Below are 16,262 nucleotides of genomic sequence, written 5' to 3'. Positions count from 1 at the left end.
GAAGATGTGTCATGAATAAACTCATTGCAAGTGCAGAACTGGCATTGGCGGATATTGCTGCAGACAATCAAACCATTGCCGTTGGCGGTTTTGGCCTATGCGGCATTCCTGAGGCTTTGATTGAAGCCTTAAAAAATACTGGCGTAACAGGCCTGACCTGTATTTCCAACAATGCCGGTGTGGATGATTTCGGCCTGGGCAAATTGCTGCAGACCAAGCAAATCAAAAAAATGATTTCATCTTATGTCGGTGAAAACAAAGAATTCGAGCGCCAATATCTAAATGGTGAACTGGACGTTGAACTGACGCCGCAAGGCACATTGGCGGAAAAACTGCGGGCTGGCGGTGCGGGCATTCCTGCATTTTTTACCCAGACAGGCGTAGGCACTTTAATTGCAGAAGGCAAAGAAGTCCGCGAATTTGACGGCAAAGAATATATTTTAGAGCCATCGCTTACAGCAGATATTGCTTTAGTCAAAGCGTATAAAGCAGACAAAGCCGGCAATTTGGTGTTCCGTAAAACTGCGCGCAACTTCAATCCTGAATGTGCAATGGCGGGAAAATTTACTGTGGCTGAAGTGGAACACGTGGTTGAGATTGGCGAGATTAACCCGGATCATATCCATTTGCCGGGCATCTATGTCAACCGCATTGTATTGAATACAGCGCCTGAAAAACGCATTGAACAAATGACGCTTAAGGCGGAGGCTTAATCATGGCATGGACCCGCAATGAAATGGCGCAGCGCGCAGCTTTAGAATTAGAAGACGGATTCTACGTCAATCTCGGTATTGGCCTGCCGACCTTAGTCGCCAATTATATTCCCGGCAATATCAATGTGTGGCTGCAGTCAGAAAATGGCCTGCTGGGCATTGATGAATTTCCGACTGCAGAAACTGTCGATGCAGACCTGATTAATGCCGGCAAGCAAACCGTTACCGCGCGCAAAGGCGCAGCATTTTTCTCCAGCTCAGAATCTTTTGCCATGATCCGCGGCGGTCACGTAAATATCGCAATTTTAGGCGCTATGGAAGTTTCTGAAACTGGCGATCTTGCCAATTGGATGATTCCGGGCAAGAAAGTCAAAGGTATGGGCGGCGCTATGGATTTAGTGGCCGGCGTGCAAAAAGTCGTGGTGCTGATGGAGCACAATGCCAAAGACGGCAGTCCTAAAATTGTACCGAACTGCTCCCTGCCGCTGACAGGCAAAGGAGTGGTAACGCGCATCATCACAGATCTAGGCGTGATGGATATAACCGAAAAAGGTATCGCTTTGGTTGAATTAGCAAAAGATGTAACGCTGGAACAGCTTAAGGCGGCTACTGGTACAGCGCTGCTTACCGATGCTTTGGATGCGGCCTAAATTGGAGCAATATATGATTTTTGACCATGATTTTGCAAAAATAGCTGGTTAAACCAATTCCAGCCTGCAATAAAAAAGTACCGCTGCTGCGGTACTTTTTTATTGGCTAGTTATGCATTTAATACAGATACTGCAGAATCAGCTGAGCATAAACATTACCATCTGTACCGCCTACCTGACTGCCGCCATGATCGATATCTTTCTTAGGCTTATACCAGCCAGCCAATGGGATCACATTGATATTCGCTGTGGGTGACCACACTGCAAAAACATCCACCTCATGGCCATCCAAATTTTCAATATCTTTTTTGACGGTATCAAACTGATATGCCAAAACACCTAAATGCAAATTCTCTTTTATAGATGCCTGCAGCGATAGCTGATGAATCCGCGCGTTGCTGCTGAATGGCCCTGCATAATTGCCAGCGACTTCGCCTTGGAACCATGTGCCAAAGCCTGCATCGGTATTGCCATAAAACAGCGGATCATAATTTTCTGAAAAAGATGAATAGCGGTAGCCTAAAACAGGCTGGTACGGCAGCTGATCAAAGATGTAATTTGCAGCGGCGTACCATGCATTTTCGTTATTATGCTTTTGATCTTGATGCACATATTCAGCATTGAACGCCAGCTGTTCATTCACTTGCACTTTCGCCCGCAGCGCAATATCTTTCAGATCATCACGCACAGATTCCTGATTCGGATCTTCCAGATCCGTCACCTGCAAATAGGTTAAGCCTGCGGATGCTTTGCCAAAGTCATATTCCGTATCTGCTGCCCAGAGCTTAGGCTGATATTGCGCTTTATTGTCAGACTCTAAGTAATACCATTGCGTTTTCAGCTGCTCATTCAGCTGCAGCTTCATTTGCACTGCAAAATCAAAACTGCGGCGCGCCGCTAAATAATAGCCTCCGCCGCGGTTCAGCTCACCATCGGCGATGCCTTTACCAACATTCAGCGCATCTCCAGCAACTAAAAAGCCATCAGCGATTTGTATGTTTTGCCGTCCTGCTCGAATATCAAAGCTGGCTTCTTCTGCAGAACCATTACGCCATCCGGCTGTCCATTCTTCTAAAGATGTTTTTCGCTCTTTGCCAATGGTCATGCCGCCAGCATCTCCATCGCCAAAAGTACCAGAACTTAATCCCATCACGCTGCCGTATAGTGCGCCGCCATTGAGTGAATACTCACCTTCAACACCATATTTAGCATAGGCTTCCTGCCAAAACACATCACCTTGCGCATTTGGGTTGTTATAGCTTTTATCACTGTAAAAAGCGCCTAAAGTCACATCTAAAACCGGTTTAATTTTTATATTTTCAGGTAAACTGCTCATTTGCGCCTGCACTGTGCCGCCGCTCAGCAGCAATGCTGCCGCACACATGGTCTTTTTCATTCGCTTTCCCTTAAAACTTATTTTTCAATATTCAAAAAAAGAGGACCAGCTGCCTGCTGATCCTCCTGATTCATCAATCAGTGCTTGTGCTGTTCTTTTTCAGCGGCCTGCTTTTGATCCGCGCCATTATTTAAGGTTGGTGTACTGTCAAAGAAATTCCATGGCTTAAGCATGGTATACACCCACTCTGTCGGCATAATCGGCCATTCTTCTGCACGCGCGACATGTGTCGTGCCCGTAGTCATCCAGACCACCAAGTCTTTATTTTCAATATTGTCATTATTGGCAACAAACTCACCCAGCCCTGTATCTTTTACCGAGCGGTTTGAATACTTGCCTTCAGGGAACTGCTCATCTTTATCACGTTTGGTCACCCAAATCTGCTTATCCATAAAGCTTAAACGCTTGAACAGCCATTCATCTGGCGCAAAGTTTGCGCCTTTCGCGATCGGGTGCGTCCCTCCAGCAAATGGAATCATTTGGTAAGACACCGGATTGCCCATGCGGTTTTCTTTATTGGTGTTTGAAATTAAGCGGATGGTTGATGGATCAAACTTCTGTGCAGCTGCCTGTTCCGTTCCGACAATCCGCTCTTTCACTTCCATTACGCTGCTGCGCGGGCCGCCGCGGGTATTTTTAGCGACTACAGGATCCAGCTCCATAAAGCTGTTTGCGCCGCCATCCACATCCATATCTAAGCGGAAATTATAAATATGCTGATGTGTTGTACCGACAACATTATGGTCAATCAATGTGCCGTAGCGGGTATCTTCTTTTGCCGTTGCATCGTGCATGGTGCGGGCTTTCACGCCTTTGACCGCCTCAATGCCTGTCGCGCCGGCATTGATGCCGATGATGCCGTTATTATTAAAGACCCAGTCAAAGATATAGTCATAGTTGCCGACCGTGCTGATCCAGCGCACCACCAATTCACGGCGCTCCGAACTGATATTGGGCTGGTTCATTTCTTGATGCTTGAATTCAGGGCCTGCATAGCGTTCAAAAATCGCAATGGCATTTGGAATCACACGCGGCTGGCCGGTGTAGTCTGCAATAACCGCATCCAGCAATACTGCATTATCTGGCGCATCAACGCCTTTCTCTATAGATGACGTCAGCGTGCCCATGCCGTATTCGCCAGAATCCAGATAAGATTTGAAATACCAGCCCATATCCGGGTCACCATATGGCACCACCATGCCGCCTAGGTTGCCTTCATACATGACTTTACGCTTTTCGCCCTTATCTTTATAAGTCACTGTAGAGACTTTTAAACCGACGCGTGAATCCAAACCGACATGAAAGCACCATGGCCCCCAGTGAATGGTCTGACCGGTAATGGAAAAGTTTTTACCCTCAGGTTCGACCATATTCAGCGGTTTAAATTGTGATTTATCATTTTTATTCGCAATAGAATTTGGTGACATCGGCACAGGAATAATTGCGCCTTCTTCAAGCTTTACAATTTTCTTATTGTCCAAATCCACCACGGCAACTAAGTTTTCAATCGGATGCGCCCAATAATTGCCGTCTCCTGTATCTAAATAGGACACCACTTTCAGCACATTCAGCTCTTGACCCAAACCGTCTTTGCCGCCAAAAAAACCCACCGTCAGCGGTGTCGTCACCACTTTAGACACATCATGTACGCCGCGTTTTGCCAACGCCTTTTTATAATTTTTATCTTTTGTAATAATTTCCTGTACAGCCAACATATCGTCATACAGCACCATGCCATGAGTATTGTTTAAAACTTTCCACTGCGTCACTTTATTGGTTTTTAAATCAACAGCGCCTTCTATCACCTGCTTACCTTTCAGCAGCGTGAATTCAGCTACACGGTCCTGCATCAAATCTTTGTGATTGATAAAGGCATCCCAGACTTTATCTTTTTCAGGCTCTCTCAGTTTAATTTCAGAAAAACGCATGTTGGCATACGCATGCTCAGATTTACTGATGGTTTCAAAAGTCTGTGATATTTCTTTCGACGTTAAGCCATTGAGCGGATGCGCAACGGACTCAACTTTAAAAGTCTGATCTAAGCCTGATTGAAAAATTTCAGATGCAAACTCTTTGCTGACCACGGGTTTGCCGTTTTTCACCACCAGCGGCACACTCACTTTCAGCGGCTTGCCATTGACTAAAACAGTGTCTGAGTCCGGCTTAGCGCGAACCACCAGTGAACCTTTAGAAATAGTATAGATATTTGCAAATTCATCTTTTTTGACGTCTGCGCCAAAATCACTCATATTTTGATACAGCGGAACCATATCAGCCGCTTGACCATGCGCCCAAATCTGCTGGCTTGCCCCCATAAATACTGCTGCTAAAGTTAAATTTAAACCAGCCCATTTTTTTAATGACTGTGTAATCAGATTATATTTCATTCCCTAAATCCATAATAAATAAACTCTATGGATTTAAAATAGAGGATTTTTTTTATTTAAAAATCCTCCCAAAGGATGATTTTTATCTTAAAAATTTACAAATTAATTCCTGACGGTTATTTATATTTATTTTTTGATAAATATGCTGAACATGCGTTTTTATCGTGGCTAAACTGCAATTTAAATGCATTGCAATGTCACTGTTATTAATGCCATTTAACAGCTGCTCCAGCACTGCAATTTCTTTTTTTGTCAAACTGTATGAGGCCGCGATATCCGCTTTATCCAAGGTGTCCGCATGATGGTAAAAATACTTTTTTGACAGCTGGTAAAAGGATTCCAGCATATTTTTATCCTGAATAGAAAAAGGCTGATGAGAATCTTCTCGGATAATACTGAGCCCCAAAATAGGATCTCCATTTCTTTTCCTGAAGAATATTTCTGCAGTATCCTGAATTTTCCATCGGTTCATAAAATCTAAATATGTGTCATCACATTGATGCTGGCTCAACAGTTCAATATTATTATTTTTATTATAAAACCGTTTAAATGAAACAGGATCATATTCAACTTTATGATTCAAATATTCATCTAACGAAGTTTTATGAATATTAAATGCATGATAATTATATGCAGAATTAATATTATCAATAGAATAAGTTAGATACCCATCAATATTTAATACCCGCTGCACTTGTTCTATAAAGTTTTGACTGAATTCAGTTAAGAATTGATGATTCAGCATAATTTCCACCTATCCGTACAGGAAATTTATAAGCAATATATGAGCCAATTCAGCCTCTCACATCCTGTAAGAGGCCTCCATAAAAGAAATCATGAGCCCGTAATATGTACCGCCTGTTTGTGCGTAAACAAAAGTAATCCGTCTAAACCAAAGGAATAGCCAAGACCAGACAGTTTCCAGCCGCCAAACGGAGCCGCGGGCGATAAATCTGAATGGCTGTTGATCCATACAGTTCCTGCTTCCATTTGAGCGGCAATCTGCTGCGCTTGTTCTAAATCTGTGCTCCAAACTGAACCGCCCAACCCAAATTGCGTATTATTGGTTCGTTCCAGCACTTCGTCTATTGCAGAAAATTTAACAATAGGCAATACAGGACCAAACTGCTCATCATCTACCAGCGCAATTCCTTCCGCGACATCAGCAATCAATGTTGGCGCTATAAAATAGCCTTTTTCAGGAATCGCTTTTGAAGCAGTTAAAATTTTACCGCCTTGCGCGACAGCATCCGCAATCAATGCCTTTACTTTGTCATACTGCATTTTATTCTGCACAGGGCCAAAAGTAACCGCAGCATCTGCACCATTTCCAACAATTTGCGCCTCTGCAATTCTTAGCAGCTTTTCAGTCAGGGCATCATAGATGCTCTCATGCACATATAAACGCTTTAAGGCAGCACAGGTCTGTCCTGCATTCAAAAATGCAGAAGCAAAAATACCTTCGGCAGCTGTATCCAGATTGGCGTCTTCTAAGACAATACCGGCATCATTGCCGCCCAGCTCCAGCACTACGCTTTTCAGCGAACTGACAGAGTGACCTAAAATGCTTTGTCCTGTCCGTGTCGAGCCGGTAAAGGTCACTTTCGCAACTTCCGGATGCTCTGTCAGCGCCTGACCGACATCCCCTTTCCCCAATACAAGACTGCAGACACCAGCAGGAATATGGCGGTTTATAATTTCGGCCAGCTTAATCGTACTGAGCGGGGTATATTCTGATGGCTTATTTACAACACAGTTTTTGGTTTTTAGCGCAGGAAAAATATGCCATACCGCAATCATAAATGGCCAATTCCACGGCGTAACTGACGCCACTACACCAAGCGGACGGTTATATACTTTAATGATTTTACCGTTTGGCTCCTGAAGGGTTTCAATAGGAATTTCCAGACTAGATAAATATTCGATCCAGCTCGCGCCTGCTTCCACTTCAAACTGCGCCATGCCAAGGGTTTTGCCCTGCTCTTGGGTAATGAGCTGTGCAATGCTGTTCTTTTCTGCACGGATATCCGCAGCTATTTTCGCAAAAATCTGTTTGACCGTATCATCAGATACGTTTTTCCAATTTTTGAATGCTGCCGATGCAGCGTGAACCGCCTCATCAACTTGCGCGGCAGATGCAGCAGAAACTTCCGCAATGATGCTTTCATCTGCAGGATTAATGACGCTGAAACTGGAGGCCTGCCCCATGACTGACTGACCGTTAATAATTGAATGAATATGCATGCCTCTTCCCTGTTTATATATTGAATTACACTGCATTCTAACGATGTCTTTCAATCTAGAAGTCATCCAAAAGGATGATTTTTAGATCAATTCCATTCATCAAAAATGCCATATCATCCATTAGCCGTTTTCAATACAAACCATCTTCCTTAATGATTTCAGCGCATTGAGAATATGAAAAAAAATAAATTTATTAATTTCATTCAGCACTATACAAAATTTCAAAAATAGAAACAATAATTTTAATAAACACAAAAAAACGTATCACATTTAATTCTGCAGAATTTGAATATGAACCCATTGTTTTTTTATCTTCCCCATTTTCACCTCAAAACCATGCGTGAAAAGCTGTAAAAAAATTACAGTGCTTTATTTGCGTTAAGCTCATCACGCATTCTGTATGGATGCTGCCTTGCTGGTACAAACACTAAAAAGTCTAGGCATTCAGCATCGGCTTTTTATACTGGCTTTTATGCATGCATCGCTAATTAAAACTGCACTAGCCAAAATTCAGCGCTAGCTTTTACTGCGAATCCGCTGCAGGGTCAGTTTTGGCTGCAGATGCATCGCTGGCTTCTGATGCCGCGCCTTGCAGTTCCTGCTCGGCCTTTAATTTTTCTGCGGCTTCACGCGCTTGAATTTTTTTCAATATATCCGCCTTCTGCTGTGCATATTTTTCCTGATTTTTGGTATCGCTATTGACTGCTAAAATAGCCATGCTGACCAGAAAAATAGGTATCAGCAAACCCAGCGCCATCAAAATAATGACTTTCTTCTTACCGGGTTTAACGTCATTTGGCTCAGACTGCGACATATCAATTAACCTGCTGAATTGGTGCTTAACGAATTTCAGAAGCCAATATAACAAATTCATGGCATTTTTTATTTTAACTTTACACGCCTGCACGAATGAAAAAGCCAGAAAAACTGGCTTTTTCATTTAGAGCTAAATATTCAGCTGGAGATGAGCAAGAACCTGCCTTAAAGCCTGCTGGTAATCAAAATCTGCACTTGGCTTTTCAGCCATCCGCCATGCCACATAACCGTCTGGCCGCACCAGCACTGCGCCAGCTTCATGCACTTCAGACTTCAGATTCCATGTGCCATAAACATCTCGGAATTGGCGTGAGCCAATCTGTACCACATCCATATATGGTAAGTCCAAATCTGTAGCTGCTACTTTCCAGCCTGTACCCGATAAACCGGTCAGCAAGGTAAAGCGGCCCTTGCCAGTAATGTCTAAGGTTGAGTGTTTTTGCCCTTTGGCATCAATCACCCACGTATGCGGTACTTTTGCGCCTGGACGGGTTGTGGCTTGCAAGTACAATTGCGGATCCTTTAAAAAGGCTTCTTCACCCGCTTCAGCAATGACAGCATTGGATGCATAGCGCTGATTCAGCTCTGTGCCTTGCGCATTAAACTCATAATGCTTAATTTCAAGCGCCTTAAACAGCTGCTCACGGATTTCTGCCCCTTCATCCGTAGCGGCAAAAATCCGTTCCAGCATCTGCGCCTGAGTTTTAATGCCGTCATCAAAACCAAATACATCTTTTAAATATTTATAGTCAAAGCGCGACTGGTTCGCACGCTGCACTATCTGTTTTCCAACTGGCGCGCGTTCTGCCGTGTAGGATTCCAGCAGATTTTCTTTGGCCCAGCCTTTGATGGCATAAGCCAGCTTCCATGCCAAATTAAAAGCATCCTGCATGCAGGTATTTGAACCTAAACCGCTGGATGGCGGATGACGGTGTACCGCATCACCGCCGCAGAATACTCGGCCTACTGAATAATGGGTGGCCCAAGTTTGATTGACATACCAATATGAAACCTTGTCAATTTCAACATCGGCAACTTCTGCGCCAACAAAAGCATTCAAGCGTGCGCGGACTTGCGCTTCAGAGACTTGCGGCTCACCTTGTTCAATGTCAAAGCCCCACCCCATGATCCATTCATTCCATGGACTGATGGCGCGCAGCAAGCCCATGCCAATGTCGCCAAAGCCCGCTTCAGGATTTACAATCCATTGCAGAATAGCAGGACGATGCTTCACATATTCTGAAAGGTCTGCATTGAAGGTGACATAGACTGTGCCTGCACGGGACATCACGCCTTCTAAGGGCAAATCTAATTCTTCTGCAATTTTAGAGCGCGCGCCATCCATACCGACTAAATATTTAGCGCGCAGACTGAATTCCTGCTGAGTAATTCGGTTCATGAATGTTGCGGTTACGCCATGCTCATCTTGAACATGAGACAAATATTCTGTATTAAAGTGATAGATTGCCCCGCGTTCTCCTGCATTTTTAACCAGCAGCGCTTCCATTTTCGGCTGAATCAAATCCACCAAAGGACAAGGGCTGCCTTTGACATAATCGCCATGGCGTTCATCACCCGTGCCCCATGCGCTCATGCGGGCAATTTCTTCCCCAACTAGACTTGTCGTAATGAGGCTTTCACCCATGGCTTCCCAAGGCGTCGCAATTGCTTTGACTTGCTCTTCAACACCTAAATCCCGCAGCACTTCCATGGCGCGCTGGTTGGTAATATGCGCGCGCGGGCTGTTGGCCAGCCAATTAAACTGCGTAAACAGCTGCACCTTTATGCCATAAGATGCCAGCGCCAGCCCTAAAGTTGAACCTGCTGGCCCTGTCCCGACAATTAAAACATCCGTATCGTATTGCTTCGGCATATAAAACTCCGCCTTTAAATGACTGAAAAGCTTGGCCATCTATCCAATGGTGCTGACAGCAGTCTAGGAAAGTTTGTGTGCAGGCAACACATCTAGATGTTTAAACGATAGTTGCATATTTTTTTCATCTGCATTGCCGCATAATTATTCAAGTTTGCAGCCATCTCCAAGCCTGCTTTGCTTTACACGCTCATTTTTCTTACAGCCCGCGGTCATGCTCTATGGAACTTCGTCATTTAAAATATTTTGCAGCCGTTGCAGAACACGGCAGTTTCACTAAAGCGGCAGAAAAGCTGTTTACGGCGCAGCCCTCGCTGAGCCAGCAGATTAAAGATTTAGAAGCTGAAGTCGGCGTCCTGCTGTTTGACCGCACCAGCAAACAAATCAAGCTCACTGATGAAGGACAGGCTTTTCTAGAACATGCTTTAAATGCCATAGAAAGCTCAAAACTGGCCGCTGCAGCGGCTCAGCAAGTTGCCCATCAAAAAAACAATCAAATACATATCGGGTTTTTAAATGTCGCTGAATTAAAAATCATGCCGCTGATTTTGGAAAAGCTAAAAAAGCAAATCCCCAATATCAGCATTCACATTCAGAGCCTCACCTGTCTGGAACAGATTCATAAACTGAAAAAATCTGAACTGGATATCAGCTTTACGCGCTATGCTGTCCAGCATGATGATTATGAAAATATTCAGCTGATGACTGAAAAAATCTATTTAGTCGCATCGAAAAAGCTGTATAGCAGCAACCATACGGTTACACGAAATTATTTAAGCAAGCAAAGCATCATTATGTGCGAGCAAAGCGCATCCCCCGTATTTTATGAAAATATTCATCAGATTCTGCCCTTAGAACATATTCCGCACCGCCAAATGCATTGGGTTACCAATGTGATGCAGCACATCAATTTAATCAATATGGGCATAGGCTACAGTTTTGCACCTGAATATCTGCTGAAATTTTTAAGTGATCATGTGCAGGTGATTGAAACTGATTTTGAAATTGCTCCGCTGCATCTGTATGCCAGTTTTAGAAAAAATTCGAACCACCAAGCGCTGCAGCTGATTTGTCATGAATTAAAAAGCGCTGCGCTGCATTAAATCAGCCTAGAAAACGGTTTTCAAATAAATCAGCGAATATAAAAAAGGAGCCGCAGCCCCTTTTTTATCAATTATATACAATCACCAATTGGCTAATTATCTGTCATTAAATCATTAATATCACTGACTAAAGCATCAATATTATTAGCAAAAACTGTTGAATGTGTTTCTCCCGCAAAAGTGACCAACTGAACATCTGTCTGCAATCCGCTCATATTGGCCGCCAAGTCTGTGGTGATATTCACTGGAACCGTTGTATCAGCCTCCCCCTGATAAATGACGACCGGCTTGTCCAGTTTGACCGTTCCTGGGGTATTGTCTGTCAAATACTTTGCAATTACTGGATCTGCTTTAAAGTTTGGCTGCAGCGCCGTATAAGTGAAAAATTTAGTGTAATCAGTATTCATATATTGCTGAATATCAACACCGAATTTTTGCCCCAACTCAGGTGAACAGATGCTTTCAGCCAACTCTGCGATCGGAACTTTTACCGGCAGGAAAGACTGCACATATTGAAATGATGGCGTTTCGGCTTTAATGCCCGAACTGACAATGGCGGCATAGGTATATGCCGTTGCAGCAATACCGATAGCTTGAGTGAATGCAGCAGCATCATTAGCGGACAGGGCTGCAGCTGCTTTGGTTTGCGCAGTTTGCAGGTCCTCATCCAACGTATCCGCCAAATAGGATGCCGGCGCAATGGCTACCGTACCTTTAAAATTATAGCCCAGCAGCGCTTTTTGATATTGCGCCGCAGCTAATGCGGCATGACCGCCCTGCGACCACCCAATGACGCTCCAATCTTTAGATAAACTTCCATACTGACCATTAGCCGCCTTAATGGCAGAAAGAATCGAAGTCGCCGCGCTTTCTAAGTTTAAATACGGATGCGGTGCAGAAGTATTGCCTAAACCTTCATAATCCGGTGCGACCACGGCATAGCCTTTGGCCAGTAAGGCTTTAACCAAATCCTTTTCGGAACCATCCAAAACATTTTTCGACGGCGCGCATTGATCAGCTGCGCCAGTAGTGCCGTGCGCCCACACCACCACAGGCCAGCCTCCTGAAGGTGCCGAACCCTTTGGAATAAAAATTAAAGTAGTGGCATCAATATCTTTTCCTGCAACACTTTGCATTTTATAAGTCAATATTTCATGTTTAGCAGCAATTGCAGAAACGTCCGCATCAACCGCATAGGCTTTTACATTTGAAGATCCAAAACTCCAGTCTCCATCATCTCCACCGCCGCACGCCGTTAAAAATAGAGCTGAAGAACATACAGCCGCCAATAATTTTTTTTTAAGCATCTGATTCATTTTTCAATTCCTTTTTTTGTTATTCGCCGTTATCTCATCACGAGATCTATAAAATTAAGCACAAAAAAAGCACCCTCATTGAGTGCTTTTTGTAAGGTGCCTCAGCAATTGTTTATCCAAATATTTCATAGCACCGCAAAGAAGATGCCAATGAAAATAATAAGCCCCACCCAGCGGTTATGGCGGAATGCCCAAAAACAGCGCTGCGGATCCCGATCCTTAGTTTTTGTCCACTGATAAATAAAGTCAGCGGCCACAGCCAGCAGCGCTAAAAAACCAAACGGCATAAGCAGGTTTTCTAAATACAGCGCTCCGCCAATCAGTAAAATACTCACGGCCTGCAGCAATGAAATAATTTCAATATCATATTTGCCGAAAAGAATCGCTGTCGATTTCACACCGATTTTTAAATCATATTCACGGTCTGTAATCGCATATTGCGTATCATACGCCACGGTCCACGCCAAATTACCAAAGTACAGTAGCCAGCATGTCCAATCCAATGGCTTACCCATTGCCGTAAATGACATGGGAATGCCCCATGAAAACGCCATGCCTAAAACCACTTGCGGCAAATGGGTATAGCGCTTCATAAAAGGATAGATGAATGCTAAGAATAAAGCGCCGAATGAACAATAAAAAGTTTCAATCGGTAAGAAAAACAGCATGCTGGCGCTCGCAGCCACCAAAAACAAAAAAACATAAACAGCTTCTTTGCTGCTGATAATTCCAGTCGCTAAAGGACGGTTCTTTGTTCTTTCTACTGCACCATCTACTTTACGGTCAGCGAAATCATTAATTGCGCAGCCTGCCGCACGCATAAAGATAGTGCCTAAAATCATCGGTATCAATATCGAAAAACTTGGTGTCCCTGCGCTGGCAATCCATAAGGCCCACATTGTCGGCCAAAATACCAATTCTGTGCCAATGGGCTTATCAAAACGGCACAGATAATAATATGCCTCTAAACGTTCACGCCAAGTAATTTGATGCGCAGCTGTCATAACTGTCCTTCGCCTGCTGAATATTGCTTTTGCAAAAACTGTTCAAAACTTTCCAAAAAAGTTTCCTGCACAATGAATTTGCAGCCATGCCAAGTATAACAGCTCTGCCGTGTCCAGCCATCTTCAAGCCAAATGACACGGCGCTCGCAAGCTGGAGTTGTTCGCTGAAACAAAAAAAATCCGATGGGTTTTTTGCCAATATGCTTAAACAGCCGCGCTCTTTTCTGCAAGCTGAGTATAGGAAAAATACTTTTGGCTTTGACCCAAGGCTGCTCTTCGCTGCCGTACAGAAAACTTTCCCTGACCCATGACGTATGCTGATAAGGCATCCGCATCCATTTTGCATCCATAAAATTCAGCCGCTGGAAATGCTCTTTTACAGGCTGAACACGAAACACGCCATCTGCCAAATCCGTCAGCTGCTGGGTTAATGAACCTGATGCATACAGCCATGTTTTCAGCTCAGCCGGTATCTGCCGCATAACTCTACCTATTCAATTATTCTGCGTTGCATTCTTGCTTATATCTAAATGAACCATTCACTAATGGATGTTAAACATTATCTGTTTTTGCAATGACTTCATATTTACCCTGAGGGGTTTTAATCAAAATCAAGCCTTCCGCACTAAGATAAAACTGCTTTGGATAATCATACTCCAAAGCCATCTCAGGATATTTCAGCTCTACAAATTCCGCCTGCTTATAGCCTTCGGCTGTCCTTCCGGCCTCAAAATAAGTGACTGGAGAAAAATTAAGCTTAAAGCCTTTTTCATGATCTTTAATATCGACCCAAGGATAAAAACCGGTATGTTTCTTACGCTGCGCCATACATTTATGTCATCTAAAGAGTATTTACAGAAGCAGATGATACAAAAAAACCCGCTGCAAGAGCGGGTTTTTTTACAGTTGTGATTCTGAGCAGAATTACAGGCTGTAATACATATCGAATTCAACTGGGTGAGTTGTTGTATTTAAACGACGAACTTCTTCAGTTTTAACTTCGATATAAGCATCCAGCATATCTTTAGTGAACACGCCGCCTTTTAACAGGTAGTCATGATCTGCTTGAAGCGCTTCAAGCGCCATATCCAAGCTGTGCGCAACTGTAGGGATTTTCGCTTCTTCTTCAGGAGGAAGATCATACAGGTTTTTGTCAGCAGCTTCGCCCGGATGGATCTTATTCTGAATACCGTCAAGACCAGCCATCAGCAAGGCAGCGAAACCTAAGTACGGGTTCATCATTGGATCTGGGAAACGCGCTTCAATACGTTTGCCTTTCGGGCTAGAAACGTAAGGAATACGGATAGACGCTGAACGGTTGCGTGCTGAGTAAGCCAGCATGATCGGCGCTTCATAATGCGGCACTAAACGCTTGTACGAGTTTGTAGAAGGGTTAGTAATCGCGTTCAATGAACGGGCATGCTTGATCACGCCGCCAATGAAGTAAAGCGCCATTTCTGACAAGCCAGCGTATTCATCGCCAGCAAACAGGTTCTTGCCGTCTTTAGAGATAGACATATGAACGTGCATGCCTGAACCGTTATCGCCAACCATTGGTTTAGGCATAAAGGTTGCAGTTTTCGCATATTGATGCGCAACGTTCCAAACTGCATATTTGAACTGCTGCACTTCGTCCGCTTTACGAACCATAGTGTTGAAGCTCACACCAATTTCTAATTGGCAAGATGCAACTTCATGGTGATGCACTTCTACACGGCCTGGACCCATGATGTCTTCAATACGCGCGCACATATCAGCACGCATGTCATGTGAAGAATCTACTGGAGGCACTGGGAAATAACCGCCTTTAACGCGTGGACGGTGACCTGAGTTTCCGCCTTCGTAGTCTTTATTCGTTGACCAAGCAGCTTCTTCAGCAATCAATGTATGGCGCGCGCCAGACATGTCGATTTCCCATTTCACTTCGTCAAATACAAAGAATTCTGGTTCTGGGCCAAAGAATGCAGTATCACCGATACCTGTAGACTTTAAGTATTCTTCTGCACGGCGAGCAATCGAACGCGGGTCACGGTCATAGCCTTGACCAGTTGACGGCTCAATAACGTCACAAGTTACAACAACTGTTGCTTCAGCGAAGAACGGATCAAGGAAACAAGTTTCTGCATCTGGACGCAAAATCATGTCAGATGCTTCGATGCCTTTCCAACCTGTAATTGAAGAGCCGTCAAACATTTTGCCGTCTTCAAATGTATCTTCGTCGATTGTATCAGCAGGGTAAGTTACGTGCTGCTCTTTACCCTTAGTGTCAGTAAAGCGAAAATCGACCCATTTTGCGCCACTTTCTTGGATGAGTTGAAGGACCTTGTTCGCCATGCTCAATTTGCTCCGATGTTTTTTTGCTGCACTCGCGAAGTGCGTGTTAGTAGTTGGCAGTTATTAAGCAATTACCGTACCAACTTTTAAAAGCAAAGTTAAAATATTGAATTCCTTATCAGAATTGAAGATTACACTGCTTTGCTTTGCATCTATTATACTGAGTGCCAAAGTAAATGCACCATATTCAAACACTCTCCTATAAATTTGTTCAAAAAGCACCACAGTGTGATCCAATTTGGTGCATACCTATCAGCACCGTCGCCTTTTCCCGCTTAAGGCCGACCTCTGTTAAAAAAAACCAAAGGAAAATTATATTGAACAGCGCTATCATCCTCTTTTTGTTTTATCATCAATAGTTAAGCGCGCACAGCTCACACTGTTTTACAGTCAAAATCCAGCGGTTAATCCATGAATGCAGGCTCA

General features: G+C 43.9%; 14 protein-coding genes. 3 read left to right on the top strand and 11 right to left on the bottom strand.

From position 1 onward, the window contains the following. Positions 1-11 precede the first annotated feature (11 nt). Positions 12-713 carry a CoA transferase subunit A gene (locus tag AZH43_RS05785; protein WP_067667528.1) on the top strand — a complete coding sequence of 234 codons (702 nt, stop codon included), beginning with the start codon at positions 12-14 and terminating at the stop codon, positions 711-713. A gap of 2 nt (positions 714-715) precedes the next feature. Next, positions 716-1,363, top strand: a complete 648-nt coding sequence (locus AZH43_RS05780) for a 3-oxoacid CoA-transferase subunit B (protein ID WP_067667524.1) — start codon at positions 716-718, stop codon at positions 1,361-1,363. Positions 1,364-1,481: 118 nt separating this feature from the next. Here the strand turns inward: AZH43_RS05780 and AZH43_RS05775 are convergent, their stop codons facing one another. The 6 genes from AZH43_RS05775 to AZH43_RS05750 form a co-directional block, all read right to left on the bottom strand. After that, a complete protein-coding gene (locus AZH43_RS05775) occupies positions 1,482-2,759 on the bottom strand; it encodes a hypothetical protein (RefSeq protein ID WP_081406780.1) in 1,278 nt (425 codons plus the stop codon). 77 nt (positions 2,760-2,836) lie between these two features. After that, the gene (gene tynA / locus AZH43_RS05770; RefSeq protein WP_067667522.1) at positions 2,837-5,146 is read right to left on the bottom strand and encodes a primary-amine oxidase; all 2,310 of its coding nucleotides are present in this window, start codon (positions 5,144-5,146) and stop codon (positions 2,837-2,839) included. Between the two features lie 82 nt (positions 5,147-5,228). Continuing rightward, on the bottom strand, positions 5,229-5,891 hold the full coding sequence (locus AZH43_RS05765) for a helix-turn-helix transcriptional regulator (protein ID WP_067667520.1): 663 nt from the start codon (positions 5,889-5,891) through the stop codon (positions 5,229-5,231). Between the two features lie 89 nt (positions 5,892-5,980). Beyond that, positions 5,981-7,390: an aldehyde dehydrogenase family protein gene (locus tag AZH43_RS05760; RefSeq protein ID WP_067667518.1), complete on the bottom strand. Its 1,410-nt coding sequence runs from the start codon at positions 7,388-7,390 to the stop codon at positions 5,981-5,983. 523 nt (positions 7,391-7,913) lie between these two features. Then, positions 7,914-8,204 carry a hypothetical protein gene (locus tag AZH43_RS05755; protein ID WP_067667694.1) on the bottom strand — a complete coding sequence of 97 codons (291 nt, stop codon included), beginning with the start codon at positions 8,202-8,204 and terminating at the stop codon, positions 7,914-7,916. 132 nt (positions 8,205-8,336) lie between these two features. Then, a complete protein-coding gene (locus AZH43_RS05750; RefSeq protein WP_067667692.1) occupies positions 8,337-10,079 on the bottom strand; it encodes an FAD-dependent monooxygenase in 1,743 nt (580 codons plus the stop codon). Between the two features lie 221 nt (positions 10,080-10,300). Between AZH43_RS05750 and AZH43_RS05745 the strand changes: the two genes are divergently transcribed. Continuing rightward, positions 10,301-11,182, top strand: coding sequence for a LysR family transcriptional regulator (locus tag AZH43_RS05745; RefSeq protein ID WP_067667516.1), 882 nt, complete (start codon positions 10,301-10,303; stop codon positions 11,180-11,182). Positions 11,183-11,274: 92 nt separating this feature from the next. On the opposite strand, the gene AZH43_RS05740 is transcribed toward AZH43_RS05745, so the two are convergent. From AZH43_RS05740 to glnA, 5 genes are all read right to left on the bottom strand, one after another. After that, entirely contained in the window at positions 11,275-12,498 is a 1,224-nt protein-coding gene (locus AZH43_RS05740) for an alpha/beta hydrolase family protein (protein WP_067667514.1), read from the bottom strand. 125 nt (positions 12,499-12,623) lie between these two features. Beyond that, positions 12,624-13,502, bottom strand: coding sequence for a 4-hydroxybenzoate octaprenyltransferase (gene ubiA, locus AZH43_RS05735; RefSeq protein WP_067667512.1), 879 nt, complete (start codon positions 13,500-13,502; stop codon positions 12,624-12,626). Beyond that, positions 13,499-13,984 (bottom strand): chorismate--pyruvate lyase family protein, encoded by a 486-nt coding sequence (locus tag AZH43_RS05730; protein ID WP_067667511.1) that lies wholly within the window; start codon positions 13,982-13,984, stop codon positions 13,499-13,501. The genes ubiA and AZH43_RS05730 overlap by 4 nt, the downstream gene beginning before the upstream one ends. Before the next feature lie 70 nt (positions 13,985-14,054). Continuing rightward, positions 14,055-14,330 (bottom strand): hypothetical protein, encoded by a 276-nt coding sequence (locus tag AZH43_RS05725; protein WP_067667509.1) that lies wholly within the window; start codon positions 14,328-14,330, stop codon positions 14,055-14,057. 96 nt (positions 14,331-14,426) lie between these two features. After that, positions 14,427-15,842, bottom strand: coding sequence for a type I glutamate--ammonia ligase (gene glnA, locus AZH43_RS05720; RefSeq protein ID WP_171254428.1), 1,416 nt, complete (start codon positions 15,840-15,842; stop codon positions 14,427-14,429). Positions 15,843-16,262: the final 420 nt, after the last annotated feature.

This window comes from Acinetobacter pragensis (genome assembly GCF_001605895.1).
Classification (GTDB): Bacteria; Pseudomonadota; Gammaproteobacteria; order Pseudomonadales; family Moraxellaceae; genus Acinetobacter; species Acinetobacter pragensis.
This window is presented reverse-complemented; position numbering and strand designations above follow the sequence as displayed.